The sequence below is a fragment of the Flavobacteriales bacterium genome, from assembly GCA_016713875.1.
Taxonomy (GTDB): Bacteria; Bacteroidota; Bacteroidia; order Flavobacteriales_F; family PHOS-HE28; genus PHOS-HE28.
In genome coordinates, this window is sequence record JADJOI010000003.1 from 2,399,807 (window position 1) to 2,416,910 (window position 17,104).

A 17,104-nucleotide genomic window follows, 5' to 3' on the forward strand; every position below is an offset into this window, starting at 1 on the left:
AAGATCCCCTTGGGGCGTGGGTCGGTCCCTCGACCCCTTCCGTTGAGGACGGGCTTCTCCCCCAACTGAACGGTCGCACGGTAACGCAGCGCTAGCGAAGCTTAACCTTCCGGTAGGAAGGGCTTCACGCGGGCCTTCGTGCTTTGCGGCCATGCCGCGCACAACACCCACCGGGCAGGGGCCCACTGGAGAACCAGGGGAGGAACTCCCGCTGTTCACCGCGGCCGTGCAGGCGGGTCGATCGGACCAGGCCATCTTCCGGCATTACACTTCCGGTCCGCCCATCGATGTGCATGATCCGAGGCTCGACGCCGACCCTGCGACGCTGACCGAACGGCTCCGCGGCCACTCCGGCCAAACCTGGCGCAAACAGCGCGATGAGGACGGCGCCGAGGATGCACCCATGCGACCGTTCGCACCGGACGGGTTGATCGAATTCCTGCCCCGGCCGTTCGGACGCTGCTACCTCCATCCTTCCGCCGTGCCGGAGCCGATGGTGGATGAACTACCTCTGCTGTTGGGGCACGACGGCAGCGCCGGCAACACCTTCCTGGTCCTTGCGCTGGAAGGACGAGGCGTGCATCCGTTCGTGCACGCCACCACCGCGCTTCCGCACGCCCAACTGGCCGGCAGCGGCCGACGGACCGTGGTCCTGCCGCGACATACGTTCGACCCGAAGGGGAACGTCCGGGACAACATCAGCACCTGGGCCTTGGAGCGTTTTCGGGAAGTGTACGGCTCGCTGCCCATCCGGCACGGGCACGACCCAGGGTCGATCCCGCCCTCCTTGTCGGAGGTGCGAGCTGCCCGGGCCCAAGGCATCCGCCGGCGGCCATACCGCAAGGCCACGACCGATCGCTCCATCACCAGCGCTGATGTGCTCCATTACACCTACGCGGTGATGAACGACCCCGGCTGGAGCATCCGGTCGGAGGAGGGTGTGGCCCCGCCCGGGCCGATCCGGATCGTGCTCCATCCCGATCTGGAGGCCTGGTGCAGCATGGGGCAGGAGCTTCTGGAACTTCACCTCGGCCACGAGATGCTGGAGGGGTGGCCGCTCACGGTGACGCCACTGCCTGCGCCCCTCCTCGAGCGGATCGTGCACGACGACGATGGGGCGGCCCACCTGTGGCGGTTGCGCATGCGCGTGGACAAGGCGGAAGGCTGGATCGAGATCGACGGAAGGATCCGGGTCGATGGTGTGCCCGCGCGCGCCTGGGACCTGATGATGGGAGGACGGTCCGCGCTCGACCGTATGATCGACCAGTACAAGGAGATGGTGCTGCATCCGGGACGCAGTGCCAAGGAGGAGCGGCTGGCACGTGAACGTTACCTGGACCGTTTCGTCCGCACGCTGCGCCGGGTGTGCCGCTTGAGCCTGGAGACCCAGCGCATCCAGCAGCTGATCGGTGCACTGCCGCATGCGATGCCGGCCGGCCAACCAGAGTAAGTCCCGTTCGACCGGATCGTTACGCGTACGTGAACACTTCCGGGTCCCACGCTTGCGTACACTGATCGCTGTTCCGGCCGAACACCGCGCCGATCATGCGGAAGCGGAGCGTGGTGCCTCATGGGTCGAAATAGATCATGCTTAATGGAAGCGGAACGCTCAGCCCACAGGGGCCCCGGACCTTCGCCGACCCGGAAGGGACCATCGTCATGAAGCCGCTCCATCACTTATTGGTCCTGCTCGCATTGAGCTGGTCGTTCGTCGCATCCGGGCAGGGCATCCTGCGGGGCAAGGTGACCGATCAGAACGGCGAGCCCATGATCGGAGCTTCCGTGATGCTGAAGGACAAGCCGAACGTGGGCACCGCCGCCGATCTGGACGGGAACTACTCCCTCGCGATCAAAGATCCGGGGCCGGTGGTGGTCACGTTCGCCTCGTTCGGCTTCCAGCCCATGGAACGCACGCTGGATCCGAAGGGAGGAGAGGTCATCATCCTGAACGTCGCACTGAGCCAGCAGAGCACCGAGCTCAAGGAGTTCACGGTGGAATCGAAGGCACGGAGGACCGGCGAGACGTATCTGGAACGGATGAAGATCAATTCAGCGACCAGCATGGACTACATCTCCGGTGACCAGATGGTGAGGACCGGGGATGGCGATGCCGCCCAAGCGGTGAGAAGGGTCACCGGGGTCTCCACGGTGGGGGCTTTCGTGTCCGTCCGCGGCTTGGCGGACCGGTACATCGTGACGACGGTGAACGGGAACCGGATCCCCACGTTGGATCCCCTGACCAACAACCTGAGGCTGGACCTCTTCCCCACTGGCCTGATGGACAACATCGTGATCACCAAGACGGCTTCGCCCGACCTGCCGGGGGATTGGTCCGGTGCGTTGATCTCCCTGAATACGAGCGACTATCCGGAGCGCCTGCGCGTCGGGGTCAGCGCCACGGTCGGATACAACCCGAACTCGACCTTCAAGACCATCACCACCGCACCAAGAAGCTCCACCGACTGGCTGGGTCGTGATGATGGGCTACGCGCCATCCCTGACGGGGTCTCGGAGAACGCCGAGGAGTTCCCCGACTTCATCGAGCCCGACCTCTACCAGCAGCTGGTCCTTCTCGGACTGGGGTCGTACCTGAACGACCATGGCATCGTGTCCAGCACCCCGGGCTTCCAATCGACGAACATGGGCACAGAGAACGCGCTGCAGCACCTGGCCCTCACGGAGCTGGGCTTGCTGGCTCCCGCTCTGCTGAACGACCCGGTGGCGGTCCAGGCGGCGGTGAACACGTACAACGAAACGTACGACCTGGGCTACTTCTCACCTACGGTGAACGCCGGCCTCGCCGAGGTCAACAGCCGGTTCAACAACTCCACGTGGCGGGTGATCGGGTCCACCGGGAGGCCCAACTACAACCTATCGTTCAACATCGGCAACCAACTGTCGCTGTTCAAGAAACGCGATACGCCCATGACCTTGGGTTACCTGGTGGGACTCCGGTACAACTCGGAAACGGAGCATGACCCAGCATCGACCATCACGCGGACCGGTGAGCCCTATGAAGATCCCACGCCGGGGGATGATTACGGCCAGAAAGGCGACCAGCGCATCAGCGTGATCTCCGAGGGGTGGAACGCCATCGGCAACCTCTCGTTGAAGATCAACCGGAACAACAGCCTGTCGCTGATGGTGATGCCCAACCAGCTCGGGCAGAACAACGGCCGCTATCGCACCTTCCTGAACCCCAACATCGGAACGGAGACCTTCGTGGCCGAGGATCAGTTCTACGAGGAACGGAACCTGTGGGTGTACCAGTTCGGGACGCGCAACCTGGTGCCGGGCCTGAACAACCTGAGGATCGAAGGTGATCTCTCCTACAGCAAGGGTGAGCGTGACGTGCTCGACCTGAAGACCGTTCAGTACATCCTTCCGCCGCCGGGCGCGCCGCTCTCGGAGGTGGACGGGGCCCTTGGGCAGCCGCAGCGCATCTATCGCTTCCTGGATGAGTCCATCATGGACGGGCGGCTCACATTCGAGCTGCCGCTGAGCGTGGAGAACCCGCGGGCCAACAAGATCAAGTTCGGCGGGGGCTACCTGAACAACACGCGCAAGAACCGGCAGACCTTCTTCGGCCTGTTCGGTGCCCCCGGGCCCGAGCAATGGGAGGACCAGGAGCGCTTCGAGATGCGCGAGGACGGCCGGTTCACCACGCGGTATTACGCGGCTGGGACCTTCAAGGACAACGACGTCGGCATCCTGAAAGTGACCAGCGCGTTCGCCATGGCCGACCTGGCCGTGACCCAACGCCTGCGGGCCGTGTTCGGAGCCCGTGCCGAACACACGGACATGCTCACCGACATCCTCCGCTACTGGGAGGATGGCATTGCCGCGGACGATACCACGCGGGGCACGGTGGGCGATGTGGCCATCGGTGGAGGTTCCAATCCCGAGCCCAAGCCCGCGGTACCAGGCACGATCGAGCAATGGGATATCCTGCCCAGCGTCAACCTCATCTACAAGCTCATCGACGACCAGGAGCGACCGATGAACCTGCGCGCGAGCTACTTCCGCTCGTTGGGCCGTCCGAGCTTCCGCGAGTTCTCCGTGGTCCAGTTGTTCGACTACATCCTCACCGCTCCGGTCTACGGCAACCCGGATCTGGAGATGACCAGCATCGACAACTACGATTTGCGGCTGGAGACCTTCTTCAGGAAAGGCAACAACGTATCGCTCAGTGCTTTCCACAAACGCTTCCGCAACCACATCGAGCTGCTGTACACGGTGGCCGGCGGATTCACCTGGCGGAACGCCGATATCAGCACGGTGACCGGGTTGGAGCTCGAAGGGCGGGTGGGGCTGACGCGCTGGCTCGAATGGCGCGGCAACTTCACGTGGATGGAGTCGAAGAGCACCCTCACCACGGTGCTGACCGCGGAACCGACCACCTACAGCACGCCGATGTTCGGACAGGCGCCGTACATCGTGAACTCGATGCTCACCTACAAGGGCGACAGCCTCGGGCTCGAGCTCAGCGTTTCCTACAACGTGCAGGGCCCGAAGCTGGCGATCTCCAACTCCGAAGTGAACCCCGAGGGCATCCGCGCCTATGAGATGCCGCGCCACATGATCGACGTGGTGCTCAACAAGACCTTCGGCAAGCACTGGGGCGTGCGTCTGCGTGGCCGCAACATCCTGAACGCTCCGCTGCGCAGGGCCTATAAGTTCGAACAAGGGTATGTGGTCGATTTCGATCGCTATGCCTACGGCCCGGAGTACTCGCTCACCCTCTCCTACACCATCCGATGATGACCCGGAGGCACCATCCATCGAACCTGCGGATGGCCCGCTCATGGCCTTTCCTTCTGATGGGCCTGATCGGCACCGCGGCCCATGCTCAAGGTGAACTGGAGAACGTCATCGTGGAGACCTACTATGTCTCCGACACGAACGACGCGACGGACATCATCGGCGGCGGGCTGATCACTGGATCACGCACCTACCGGGTGTACGTGGACCTGTGCGACAGCTGTGCCTTGCGCGCGGTTTACGGGGATGCCTCGCATCCGATGGATGTGAGCAGCACGCAACCGATCTTCAACAACCTGGACCGTGGGCGCACCTTCGGGCATGAGATCAACAACGGCGCCTTGGACGAGAACACGGTGGCGCTCGACTCGTGGTTCGCGATGGGCGCCGGCAGCACGCAGAAGTTCGGTATCCTGAAGGTCGACGACCCGGACGGCAGCATCCTGGGCGGCAACGATGGTGGCAGTGCGATGATCCCCGGCGGATTGCTTCAGAACACGGACCCGCTCGCCGGCGCGCCGCTGGATTCGTTGGACGGCCTTGTGCCCTTGAACGGCGGCACGGCCCTGCCTCCCGGTTTCGCCGTGGTCGGCACCAGTCCGGACAGCCTGTTCAAGGACAGCATCAGCGGCTCGGTGTTCCAAACGACCGATACGCGGATCAGCTGCACCACGCCGGGCGTACAGGGTCCCACGGCGGACAACCGCATCCTCATCCTGCAGGTGACCACGGCCGGTGAGCTCACGTTCCATCTGAACATCGAGGTGGAAGAGACCGACGGAACGATCATCAAGTATGTGTGGAACGACACGCTCCTGGCGGCGGATGAAGTGCCGAGCGGCCTGTTGGTATATCCGCCCGAGTGCGGCTGCATGGACCCGAACTTCCTGGAGTACGACCCCGCCGCCGGTTGTGATGACGGCTCCTGCCAAACGGCCATCGTGTTCGGATGCACCGACACCCTGGCCTGCAACTTCGACCCCGCGGCGAACTTCAACATCCCGCTGCTGTGCTGCTATGGTCCGGACGACTGCAACGGTCTGGACATCACGATCGTGTGCCCGGATGTCTCCACGCCGGATGCCTTTCAGCCCGGAGCGGAGTGGCGGTTCTTCCCGAACCCGCTGTCCGGGGACCTCCTCACGCTCACCTGGACCGGTCAGCAGGTCGAGGCCGTGCGTGTGCTCGACCAAGCCGGCCGTTTGGTGCGGGAGGAGAGCATGCGTGGCATGGCGCAGGGCCACCGCGAGCTCGATCTGGGCGGACTGCCCGCAGGGACCTACCTCATCCAACTGATCACTGATCGCGGTCCACAGGTAAGGCTGCTTGTGCGCGACTGAAGCGATTCACGATCTGGTAACCCAAGCCTCTCATGGGCGCAATACCCCGGGGATAGTTTCGCCCGCTCAACCGCCGAACCATGCATCGCTCGCTGCTTCTCACCGTCCTGCTCACCGCCACTGGCGCCCGCGCCCAGTACACACCGCCGGACCCCTCCGGGCTGGAAGGCATCTTCGTTGAACGCTACTACGTGGCCGATGCCAACGATGCCGCGGACACGGACGGCAGCAGTGACCTGTCCACGGGGGAGGTCACGTATCGCGTGTTCGTCGACCTCAAGGCGGGCTACAAGCTGATCACCGTGGGCGGCTTCCCCGGCCACGACCTGAGCTTCAACAGCACCACGAGCTTTTTCTACAATGACGACCGTGGTGAGTCCTGGGCCAGCGACATCAACGACATCCACCTGTCGAAGAACACGGTGATGCTTGACAGCTGGCTCACGGCCGGCGCCGCTTCGGACGCCCACTGGGGTGTCCCGAAGGATGAGGACACCGACGGCACGATCCAGCCGAACAACGACGGTGGTAGTGCAGGTGGCGGACCGCTGCTCGCCCACGCCGATCCGCTGGCCGGCATTCCGCTGAGCACGGCGGACGGGCTGCTGGCAGGAAGCCCTCCGGGCATCCTGTCCGTGGGCGTGGCCCCGACGATCCTCAACGACTACGGCGGCGCCACCTACAGCTCGGACAACTTCGCCTGGAGCAGCAACATCGGCAACGTGGAAGGTCCGACGCCCTCGAACAAGATCCTCATCGGCCAGTTCACCACCGACGGCACCTTCACCTTCTGCCTGAACCTATGGGTGCGCATTCCGGACAGCCTGGTGTGCCAGGACCCCAACTGCCACGAGATCCTGGAGTTCTACTCGGAGATCATCCCGGCGGACACATTGGGCGGCGGTTTCCAGGTGCAGAACAAGTTCAGCCATCCGACCCTCTGCTTCGATTCCTCCTCCCAACAAGTCGACTGTGAAGGTGTCCCCGGCGGTCCTGCCGTACCGGGCAGCACCTGCGATGACGGCAACGCCGACACGCAGAACGACGTGTACAACGCAGGCTGCCAGTGCGTCGGTGAGGACTGCGAAGGCGTGCTGGGTGGCAATGCCCTCCCCGGCCAGCCCTGCGACGACGGGGACCCGAACAGCGTGAACGACACCTGGCAGACGGGCTGCATCTGTTCCGGGGTCGTCGGTCTCAATGAACAACTCGGTGCTCTCGCCGAGGTCGTCGTGCTTCCCAACCCCGTTCACGACCGGATGATCGTGCGCATCGTTGAGGCGACCGGGGCGCGCGGCACGCTCGATCTGCGCGATGCGCTGGGCCAGCGGGCTCTGGGGCGCGACCTGGGCCTTCTGGGGGCTGAGCGCACCGAAGTGCTCGACGTAGAGCAGCTTGCGAGCGGCCTTTACTTCCTGGAGATCACCGTCGGTGGGACCCGTTCGGTGCATCGTATCATCAAGCGATGATCGCCATGCGGCCGCTGATTGTCCTCGTGTTGTTCCTGGTGACGGCCGCACCTCGCTTGGCCGCGCAGGAGGCCATCGACAGTGTGTTCGTGGAGGTGTATCACGTGCAGCCTGCCGAGCGGCCCAGTGAGCCGGCGATGGTCACGTACCGCATCTTCGTGGACCTCGCCGAGGGCCACGAACTGCAGATGGTGTACGGCGACCAGGCGCACAAGCTCCGGTTCTGGACGACAACGGCCTTCGAGAACGATACGGTGCTGGGTGCCAAGTTCGGTCACCTGATCCAAGCCGGCCGCCTCAACGAGGGCACCCTTGCGCTGGACTCCTATCTGACGATCGGTGCGGCGGATAACGAGCACATGGGCGTGCCACGGGCATGGGACCAGGACGGTTCGGTGCTGACGTGCCCGCCCTACCCGGGGTCCCGGTCACGCAAGGGCGATGCCGGAGGGATCCTCGCTCCGCTCTGCGTCACCGATGGTCTCATGGCGTATGAGGAGATCCGTGAAGTGGTGGACTTCCGGTTCGCTTCGGGCTACCTGTACAAAGCGCGTGGTTTCGACATCGAAACCACCGACGGCGCCTACGCGGTGCTGGGTGGCAAGCGTGGTGTCACGGATAGGAACGTGCTGCTCATCGCTCAGCTCACCACCACCGGCGAGCTCTCCTACATGATCAACCTACAGATCGAGACCCTGGAGCACGAGCCCGTGAAGTACGTGGCCCGCGACCCCGGCCCCGGTGAGTTCACGCATCCCACGCTCACCTACGGGAAGTTCAGGACATCGGCCCCCGCCATGGGCCACTGACGGCGAAGAGGAGGTGAAGAGGGCCGATGCGGTGCATCGGCCCTCTTTGTTTGTTACGCCGGCGTTTCCCGTGGATGACGCCATGATCAGTTCGGCGCACCGAGCGCGGAGGAAAACGTAATCAAAGCATAGGCCCGCGGTAATGCAGGCCCAACAAGGGGCCGCGAGTTTTGACCCGCTCGATCGAGCACTCGACGAAGAACCCCAAACCCCAAAACCCTTCAAACAAGATGAACACGAAGCGAAAGCTGACCATGGCGGCGATGGCCGCGATGGTGGCGACCGCCGGCCAGGCCCAATCGATCGGGTCGGCCTGCGGATGTCCGAACGTCTCCTCCCGACCGAGCGTGAACCTGAGCACACTGGCGGATGTGAACGGCAACCTGCCGGTGGGCAACACCAACCTGACGTGCAACACGCTGTACGTGCTGGACCGGAAGATCTACGTGCCCGATGGCGGTGACCTCAACATCGAGCCCGGCACGGTGATCAAGTGCGTGGACAACAGCGGCATCAACGCCAACGCACTGATCGTGACGCGCGGCGGCCAGATCTGGGCCAACGGCCAGGAGAGCTGCCCGATCATCTTCACCAGCACGGCCGACCCGCTGGACGGCAGCTATGCGGTGACCAACCGCGGCAAGTGGGGCGGTCTGATCCTGCTGGGCCGGGCCTTCAACAATGTGCGCAGCACGGACCTGAAGGATGGAGGTCCTGCGGCCAGCACGTCGATCACCGGCACCGATGGTGTGGGCCTGATCGAGGGCCTGGCGGGTGGCGACAGCCGCCACTTCTACGGCATGCCCATCGGCCAGGAGGTGCCCAATGACAACAGCGGGATCCTGCGTTACGTGAGCCTGCGCCACGGCGGCGAACTGCTCGGCACGGCCAACGAGATCAACGGCCTCACCATGGGCAGCGTGGGCAGCGGCACGATCATCGAGCATGTGGAGGTGACCAGCAACCTGGATGACGCCTTCGAGTGGTTCGGCGGCACGGTGAACGGCAAATATCTGGTGGCCATGCACTGCGACGATGACTACATCGACTACGACCAGGGCTGGACGGGCAAGGTGCAGTTCTTCTATGGCCTGCAGGGCCCCGACAACACCGGTGGTTCAAATAACCAGGGCGACAACGGCATGGAGTGCGACGGGGACGACGGACCAGGCAACGGCGCGGCCAAGAGCGACCCGGTGATCTACAACGCCACGATCATCAACCGCATCCTGCCGGGCGCCGACGAGGGCATCGAGGCCCGCCGCGAAGTGAAGGGCACGATCGTCAACAGCATCTTCGCCAACCTGGCGCGCGGTCTGAACATGACCAACGACGCGGCCACCAACTGGAACGCCGGCACCTTCAACGTGCGTGGCTGCACCTTCCAGGGCGCCACCACCCCGCTGCGCATCAACGGCGTGGCCCCGGTCGGCGGCAGCCCCGAGCAGATCAAGTTCAACACCACCGACGGCAACCAGAGCGTGGCCGACGGCAGCCTGATCGATGCCAGCTTCGCCATCAGCCCGCTGACCAGCAACACGGTGACCAACCGGGTGAACCCCGTGCCGGCCGCCGGCGCCCCCGCCGCACAGACCACCTTCCTGCCGCCCAACGACAGCTTCTTCAGCTTCGCCAAGTACCGCGGAGCCTTCGAGCCGGGCGGTGAGAACTGGATCCCCAGCTACTCGGTGGCCGTGGACATCGGTTCGGACCTCAGCGCGGTGGCCGGCTGCACCGGTGACCTGAACCGCGACGGCATCGTGAACGCCACGGACTTCGGCCTCTTCGTGAACGCCTTCAACAACACCTGCTACTGAGCAACCCCTGAACGGTCCCCGGGGGGGGCGGGTCCGCCCCGACCCCCTCCCCGGGAACACCGTTCACCCCTTCAATCACACGAACCATGAACCAGAACTTCAAGAACCTCCTGCTGGGGACCGCCCTTTGTTGCGGCTCCCTGGCGGCCCAGGCCCAGGGCCTGGAAGGCATCATCGTGGAGGAATTCCACACGGTGACGCAGGCCGATGCCGACGTGATCAACAACGACCTCGGCAACAGCAGCTTCACGATCGCTCCGGGATCGAAGGTGTACCGTGTCTTCGTGGACATGGCCCCCGGCTACAAGCTGAACCAGGTGTTCGGTGCGCCGGAGACCAGCCCGGGCAGCGGCGTGAGCCTTAACCCGTTGGATCTCTCGACGACGACCACCTTCTGGAACGACGACAACTTCGGCGCGGACATCCCGGGCCAGACCCGTCGCATCGATGAGGGCACGGCCTTCGACAGCTACATCACGGTGAACACGACGGGCACCGCCGGCGGCACCGCCGGTTGCGGCAGCGCCACCCAGCAGTTCGGCGTGCTGCGCACCGCGGACACCAACGGTGACCTCACCACCTGCGGCGTGTACCCGGGCTTCACGGGCAACGATGGCAGCATCCCGGGCACGGGCCCTGCGCTGACCTACAACATCAGCGGCCTGCTCGACCTCACCGCGCTCACCGGCGCAGCGGCCAGCTTCCAGGTGATCAACGACGCCTGGACGACCCTGCCCGCCAGCCAGGGGGTGGACCCGAGCGGCACCAACCGCGTGCTGATCGGTCAGTTCACCACCGCCGGCACCTTCAGCTTCCATATCAACGTGCAGCTAAGCGACCCCAACAGCCAGCTGGAGACCTACGTGTGGAACCAGGCCGGTTCGGGTGAGCAGGTGAGCCCCTTCCTCACCTACCCCCAGCAGCTTCCCCCGGACTGCCTCGGCGTGCCGGGTGGTTCCGCCCTACCTGGCACCGCCTGCAACGATGGCAATGCCAACACGGGCAATGACACCTGGGATGCCAATTGCGTGTGCGTGGGCCAACTGATCGACTGCCTGGGCGTGCCGGGTGGCCCCGCTCTTCCGGGCACCGCCTGCAATGACGGCAACGCCAACACGGGCAACGATACCTGGGATGCCAACTGCACATGCGTCGGCCAACTGATCGACTGCCTGGGCGTACCGGGTGGCTCCGCTCTTCCGGGCACCGCCTGCAACGACGGCAACGCCAACACGGGCAACGATACCTGGGATGCGAACTGCGTGTGCGTCGGCCAACTGATCGACTGCCTGGGCATACCGGGTGGCTCCGCTCTTCCGGGCACCGCCTGCAACGACGGCAACGCCAACACGGGCAACGATACCTGGGATGCCAACTGCACCTGCGTGGGTCAGCTGATCGATTGCCTGGGCGTACCGGGTGGCTCCGCTCTTCCGGGCACAGCTTGCGACGATGGCAACGCGAACACGGGCAACGACACCTGGGATGCCAACTGCACCTGCGTGGGCCAGCTGATCGACTGCCTCGGCGTGCCGGGTGGCAGCGCCCTGCCGGGCACCGCCTGCAACGACGGCAACGCGAATACGGGCAACGACACCTGGAGCGCGAACTGCACCTGCGTGGGCCAGCTGATCGACTGCCTCGGCGTGCCGGGTGGCAGCGCCCTGCCGGGCACCGCCTGCAACGACGGCAACGCGAATACGGGCAACGACACCTGGAGCGCGAACTGCACCTGCGTGGGCCAGCTGATCGACTGCCTCGGCGTGCCGGGCGGCTCCGCTCTGCCGGGCACCGCCTGCGACGACGGCAACCCGAACAGCAGCAACGACGTGTATGACGCCAACTGCAACTGCTCCGGTACTCTGGCCAACGACTGCCTCGGTGTGCCGGGCGGCCCTGCCCAGCCGGGTACCGCTTGCGATGACGGCCTGGCCACCACCGGCAACGACCTGTGGGACGCCAACTGCGTATGCGTGGGACAACTGATCGACTGCCTCGGCGTGCCGGGCGGCAGCGCCCTGCCGGGCACCGCCTGCAACGACGGCAACGCGAATACGGGCAACGACACCTGGAGCGCGAACTGCACCTGCGTGGGCCAGCTGATCGACTGCCTCGGCGTGCCGGGCGGCTCCGCTCTGCCGGGCACCGCCTGCGACGACGGCAACCCGAACAGCAGCAACGACGTGTATGACGCCAACTGCAACTGCTCCGGTACCCTGGCCAACGACTGCCTGGGCGTGCCGGGCGGCCCTGCCCAGCCGGGTACGGCCTGCGATGACGGCCTGGCCACCACCGGCAACGACCTGTGGGACGCCAACTGCGTATGCGTGGGTCAGCTGATCGACTGCCTCGGCGTGCCGGGTGGATCCGCTCTGCCGGGCACCGCCTGCGACGACGGCAACCCGAACAGCAGCAACGACGTGTATGACGCCAACTGCAACTGCTCCGGTACTCTGGCCAACGACTGCCTTGGTGTGCCGGGCGGCAGCGCCCTGCCGGGTACGCCCTGCGATGATGGCCAGGTTCAGACCGGCAACGACACCTGGGATGCCAACTGCAACTGCATCGGCCAGCTGATCGACTGCCTCGGCGTGCCAGGCGGCAGCGCCCTCCCGGGCACCGCCTGCAACGACGGCAATGCGGCCACGATCAACGACGTGTACGGCGCGAACTGCGTGTGCGCTGGAACGCCGATCGGCAACTGCACGGAGATCCTGTCGCTGGACATCACCCTGGACAACAACGGCGCTGAGACCACCTGGGAAGTGCGTGACCAGAGCGGCACCACGGTGATCGCCTCCGGCGGTCCCTACCAGAACGGTCAGGCCGGCGTGATCGTCACCGAGACCATCTGCCTGAACCAGCTCTGCTACCGCCTGGTGGTGAACGACGCCGGTGGTGATGGTATCAGCGGTGGTGGCTTTGTCCTCACGGACGCCAGCGGCCACCGCATCGTGGACGCCAACGGTTCCTTCACGAGCACCAGCAGCGTGGCCAACGAGTTCTGCCTGCCCCTCAGCGCGGCCCGTCTGATCAACGCCAGCTGCGACCGCACCAACCTCACCTACAGCAGCAGCACCCAGATCTACGCCAGCTTCTACCCCGGGGCCAGCGGCTACCAGTTCTGGATCTTTGATCCGCATGGTTCCTACAGCCGCCGCGTGTTCAAGACCACGCAGAACTTGGTGCCCGCCAACCTGGTGACCAACCCGGTGCCCGCCGACCTCGACCTGAACGTGCGCGTGCGCGCCCTGGTGAGCGGCAACTACACCGCGTTCGGCCCCGCCTGCCGCTTCCGCCTCAACACCCCGGGTGGTGGCGGTCGTGAGGCCATCCTCTTCGATGAGGCCAGCAACGTGACCATGAGCCTCTACCCGAACCCCAACCGGGGTGAGGTGGTGAACGTGGCCTTCGACGGCATCGCCGCCGCCGAACGGATGGACATCGATGTGATGGACATCTTCGGCAAGCGCGTGAGCGCTTCGCAGATCGCCGCTCCGGGTGGTGCCTTCGTGCACACCATGGACCTGAGCTCCCTGGCCCCCGGCGTGTACATGGTGAACGTCCGTGTGGGCGAGCGCCTCTACACCCAGCGCCTGGTCCGCCAGTAAGCTGATCGACCTCAAGGCGAAGGGCCGCTCCTCACGGGGCGGCCCTTCGTGCGTTCAGCGGGTCCCTTGGCGGCGAACCCGCCAGGCTCGCCAGCCCAGCAGCAGGACCGCGACCAAGGCGATGCCTGCGAACAGCCAGGACCAGGGGAAGCCACGATCCAGCTCCACCGGCCGCACATCCCCGACCAGCACGAGCCCGGCCCAGTAGTATGGCTGAAGAAGTTCGTCCTGGGCCGCCTGCAGGTGCTCGAGCTTCGCCCGCCGCAGCGCCTCGTGCTTGGGCAGCCCGTCGGCGAGGTGCGCATAGAAGCGTTCGATGATCTCCGAGGAGACCTGCTCATCGATGCTCCAGAGCGCCATCACGAGGCTGGGACAGCCGGCATAGGCGAAGCCGTAGCCCAGGGAGCGGACGCCTTCGCCGTCATCGGCGCCCGCACCCGACTCGCAGGCGGCGAGCACGGCGAGCTGCGCGCGCAGGTCCAGTTCGTAGATCTCGTACGCGTGCAGGTAGCCATCGCTGTCGGGCGCCGTGCCATCGCCATCCTTGTTGAGCACCAGGCGCGAGTACATCGGGTTGGTCGCGTTCATCTCCGCATGCGTGCCCAGGTGCAGGATCCCGTGATCACCCAAGGCCGACCGGAGCCCCCCTTCGGTGGCGCTCGTGCCGATGAGCAGGCTCGCATTGAGAGTGCGGCCCAGGTCCTCCGCGGTGCGCAGGGCGAAGGGCTGCCTCACATACCGCAGGTAGTCGCGGTCGACACGAACACTGTCCTGCGCGTGGGCCAGGTAGCTCCGTTTCACCTCATCGGTGAACCCCGGCGCCAACGCGAGCGCACGACGCGACCGTTCGCGCGCAAGTTCCGCGAACTGGATCGCCGTGGTGGCACTGAGCAGGTAGGCGATCGTGTACCGATGAAGAAGCAGGGAGCTCCCGTCCCCGGTGGCGGCCGCAGGTCTGGTGTGAAGCACCTCGAAGTTCACCAGGCGCAACGGCCCATCGGGAATGATGAGCAGCTCGGCACCCTGCAGATGGGGGGCCAGGGGCGCCATGACCTGTTGATGGAGCGCGAACGCCGCCGACCGGTAGGCGACATCGTCTCGCCGGACGATGGCCTCATTGAGGCCGGCCACCCGTTGGGCGAGCCCATCGGCCTCCAGTTCGATCAGCGTGGCCTCGGAGGGGCCCACGACCAGCGCGTAGAGCGCCGAGCCGCTCAGTGCGTAGGAGATCACCGTGCGACCCGGCTTCAGCAGGTGCTTGCGCAAGCCCTCGATGGACGTGGTGGCCTCCTCGTGGCGCAGGGCGAAGTAGGCCGGGTGTTCCTTCCGGAGACGATCGAGGAAAGCGGTGTAAGCCTGTTCATGGGAATGCAACCGGGTGGCGCTGGCGGGGTGGTCCGGATCGACGGTGAGGGCTTGGAGGAGTTCCTGTTCCTGCGCGATGATGCTGTCGGGCACGCCGGAGAAGCGGAGCCCCTTGAAGGCATTGAGCCGTTCCTTCAGCAGGATCGAACGATCGGCCTCCGACACACTGAGGAAGCGTTCGCACGCCACATCCATGCCCAAGGTGGTGTGGGAGGCATAGGCCAGGTCGAGGGCCAGGCCGAAGAGGCGCTGCTGCGCGCCGGTCAGGAGGAGTTTGGAGGCGGCATCCTGCACATCGGCCTTGTTCCGGGCAAGGGCGGCAATGGCCAGGTCCACATCGGCGTTCCAGGCGCTCCACTGATCGGCGGCGACGCGCTCACCGCTGATCGCCCGTTCCACCTTCACCTTCCAGTAGATGGCATCGGGCACCAGCTGTGGCTCGGGATCCGTGCTGGGAAGCGGGCTGCCGCGCAGGGCCGCGATCCGACCATCCAGCGTGTGAAGCGCCTGTGCGGCATAGGTCCGCGCCGCAGCGGGATCGCCGTTGGCGAACGCGGCCTCCGCGCAAAGCACATCGATCTGCGCCACCTTGTGGTGACCGGCCTCATGGATGCCCGTCAACACCTGCCGCGCGCGAAGGAGGTCCGTCAATGCATCGGCCGGCCGACCGGCGCGGATGCGCGCCGATCCACGCAGCTTGAGCGTGTGCGCGAGCATCGCGTCCGTTTCAGGGTCCCGATCGATCGCTCCGGCGGAGAGGCTGATGCCGAACAACGAGTCGGCCTTGGCGTACCGCCCCTGTTGCGCGAAGGCGTCGGCCAGTTTCGCCGAGGCCCGGATGTACTCTTCGCTCCGGCGGCCGAAGCTTCGCTCACTGGCCTGTACGTAAGCCTCCAGCAGCTCCTGGGCCCTGGCCGGATCGCCTGCGTTCATCTCGAGGTCGGCGTACCGCTCCTTCACGGCCAGCAGTTGCGGATCATCGGCTTGCAGCACCAGGCTGCGGTCGCGCCAGGCCATGTCGAGCAGCTCGCGTGCCTGCCCGTTGTCGCCTCGTTCGAAATAGACCGTGGCCAGGTTCACATAGGTCCGCGAGCGGTTCACCAGCATCTCGTCGCGCGTGAACTGGTCGTCGGTGGAGGCCAGCAGCCGCTCGTAGATCAGCAGGTTCTCCTGGTAGTGCTGCTGCGCCCGGGCCATGTCACCGGCGGACTGCCAGAGCACCGCGAGGTTCCCGTAGGCGGTGGCCTTGCGGTTGAGGACGGCTTCGGAAGTGCCGGCGCCCAGCTTGTCCAGGGCTTTCATGTAATAGGCCTCGGCCTCGCGCACGCGGCCCAGGTGCCAGGCGGCCACGCCCACCGCGGTATAGGACTCGGCCCATTGCGCCACGGGGACGGAATCGGCCTTCTCGTACTGCGCGAGCGCATCGCGTGCCCATTGGCCCGCCCGGCGATGATCACCGAGCACGCTGTGATCGAAGGCCAGGTATTGCCGTGCGCGTCCACGCTGGGTGAACGGGATGGAAGGGTCGCCATCGGCCACCTGCACGGCCAGGGAGTCGACGCGTGCGCACTGCTTCATCTCACCGGCTTCGTAATAGACCCAGCTGAGGTCGAAGAGCGCCTCGAGCTCATGGTCCGCGACCCCTCGTGCCTTCACCAGGGCCAGGATGCGTTCCCCTGCGGCGGTGCTGGCGGCGGCGTCCTTCACTTTGCGGTGAGCACGAGCATACTTGTAGAGGTAGCGGTGGAGCGAGTCGGCGTAGGTCGTACGGGCCACTTCGCGCAGCTGGACCTCGACCTCGTGGATCAGCTCCGGGAACCGCTGGGCCTCGTAGAGCTCGCCGATCCGCTGGTGGCGTGCCCGCACCGCATCGGGCTGGGCCTGCACGGCCAGTGCACCCCAGCAGAGCATCGTTGCCAGCAGCCCGCGCAT

General features: G+C 65.5%; 8 protein-coding genes. 7 read left to right on the forward strand and 1 reads right to left on the reverse strand.

Annotation, left to right across the window (positions count from 1 at the left end):
• The first annotated feature begins 151 nt into the window (after positions 1 to 151).
• The 7 genes from IPJ87_11780 to IPJ87_11810 all read left to right on the forward strand — a co-directional run bounded on the left by IPJ87_11780 (position 152) and on the right by IPJ87_11810 (position 13,807).
• Positions 152 to 1,450: a hypothetical protein gene (locus IPJ87_11780; GenBank protein ID MBK7942530.1), complete on the forward strand. Its 1,299-nt coding sequence runs from the start codon at positions 152 to 154 to the stop codon at positions 1,448 to 1,450.
• Positions 1,451 to 1,659: 209 nt separating this feature from the next.
• A complete protein-coding gene (locus IPJ87_11785; GenBank protein ID MBK7942531.1) occupies positions 1,660 to 4,761 on the forward strand; it encodes an outer membrane beta-barrel protein in 3,102 nt (1,033 codons plus the stop codon).
• Between the two features lie 32 nt (positions 4,762 to 4,793).
• Positions 4,794 to 6,101, forward strand: coding sequence for a T9SS type A sorting domain-containing protein (locus IPJ87_11790; GenBank protein MBK7942532.1), 1,308 nt, complete (start codon positions 4,794 to 4,796; stop codon positions 6,099 to 6,101).
• An 80-nt stretch (positions 6,102 to 6,181) separates the two neighbouring features.
• Entirely contained in the window at positions 6,182 to 7,570 is a 1,389-nt protein-coding gene (locus IPJ87_11795) for a T9SS type A sorting domain-containing protein (protein MBK7942533.1), read from the forward strand.
• A gap of 5 nt (positions 7,571 to 7,575) precedes the next feature.
• The gene (locus IPJ87_11800) at positions 7,576 to 8,379 is read left to right on the forward strand and encodes a hypothetical protein (protein ID MBK7942534.1); all 804 of its coding nucleotides are present in this window, start codon (positions 7,576 to 7,578) and stop codon (positions 8,377 to 8,379) included.
• A 230-nt stretch (positions 8,380 to 8,609) separates the two neighbouring features.
• Positions 8,610 to 10,196 (forward strand): hypothetical protein, encoded by a 1,587-nt coding sequence (locus IPJ87_11805; GenBank protein ID MBK7942535.1) that lies wholly within the window; start codon positions 8,610 to 8,612, stop codon positions 10,194 to 10,196.
• Between the two features lie 86 nt (positions 10,197 to 10,282).
• A complete protein-coding gene (locus IPJ87_11810) occupies positions 10,283 to 13,807 on the forward strand; it encodes a T9SS type A sorting domain-containing protein (protein MBK7942536.1) in 3,525 nt (1,174 codons plus the stop codon).
• A 54-nt stretch (positions 13,808 to 13,861) separates the two neighbouring features.
• On the opposite strand, the gene IPJ87_11815 is transcribed toward IPJ87_11810, so the two are convergent.
• On the reverse strand, positions 13,862 to 17,104 hold the full coding sequence (locus IPJ87_11815; GenBank protein ID MBK7942537.1) for a CHAT domain-containing protein: 3,243 nt from the start codon (positions 17,102 to 17,104) through the stop codon (positions 13,862 to 13,864).

Excerpts from the sequence above, each read along its gene's own strand:
- IPJ87_11815 (MBK7942537.1), bottom strand. The coding sequence starts at position 17,104 with ATGCGCGGGCTGCTGGCAACGATGCTCTGCTGGGGTGCACTGGCCGTG.
- IPJ87_11790 (MBK7942532.1), top strand. The coding sequence starts at position 4,794 with ATGGCCCGCTCATGGCCTTTCCTTCTGATGGGCCTGATCGGCACCGCG.
- IPJ87_11795 (MBK7942533.1), top strand. The coding sequence starts at position 6,182 with ATGCATCGCTCGCTGCTTCTCACCGTCCTGCTCACCGCCACTGGCGCC.
- IPJ87_11780 (MBK7942530.1), top strand. The coding sequence starts at position 152 with ATGCCGCGCACAACACCCACCGGGCAGGGGCCCACTGGAGAACCAGGG.
- IPJ87_11810 (MBK7942536.1), top strand. The coding sequence starts at position 10,283 with ATGAACCAGAACTTCAAGAACCTCCTGCTGGGGACCGCCCTTTGTTGC.
- IPJ87_11805 (MBK7942535.1), top strand. The coding sequence starts at position 8,610 with ATGAACACGAAGCGAAAGCTGACCATGGCGGCGATGGCCGCGATGGTG.
- IPJ87_11785 (MBK7942531.1), top strand. The coding sequence starts at position 1,660 with ATGAAGCCGCTCCATCACTTATTGGTCCTGCTCGCATTGAGCTGGTCG.
- IPJ87_11800 (MBK7942534.1), top strand. The coding sequence starts at position 7,576 with ATGCGGCCGCTGATTGTCCTCGTGTTGTTCCTGGTGACGGCCGCACCT.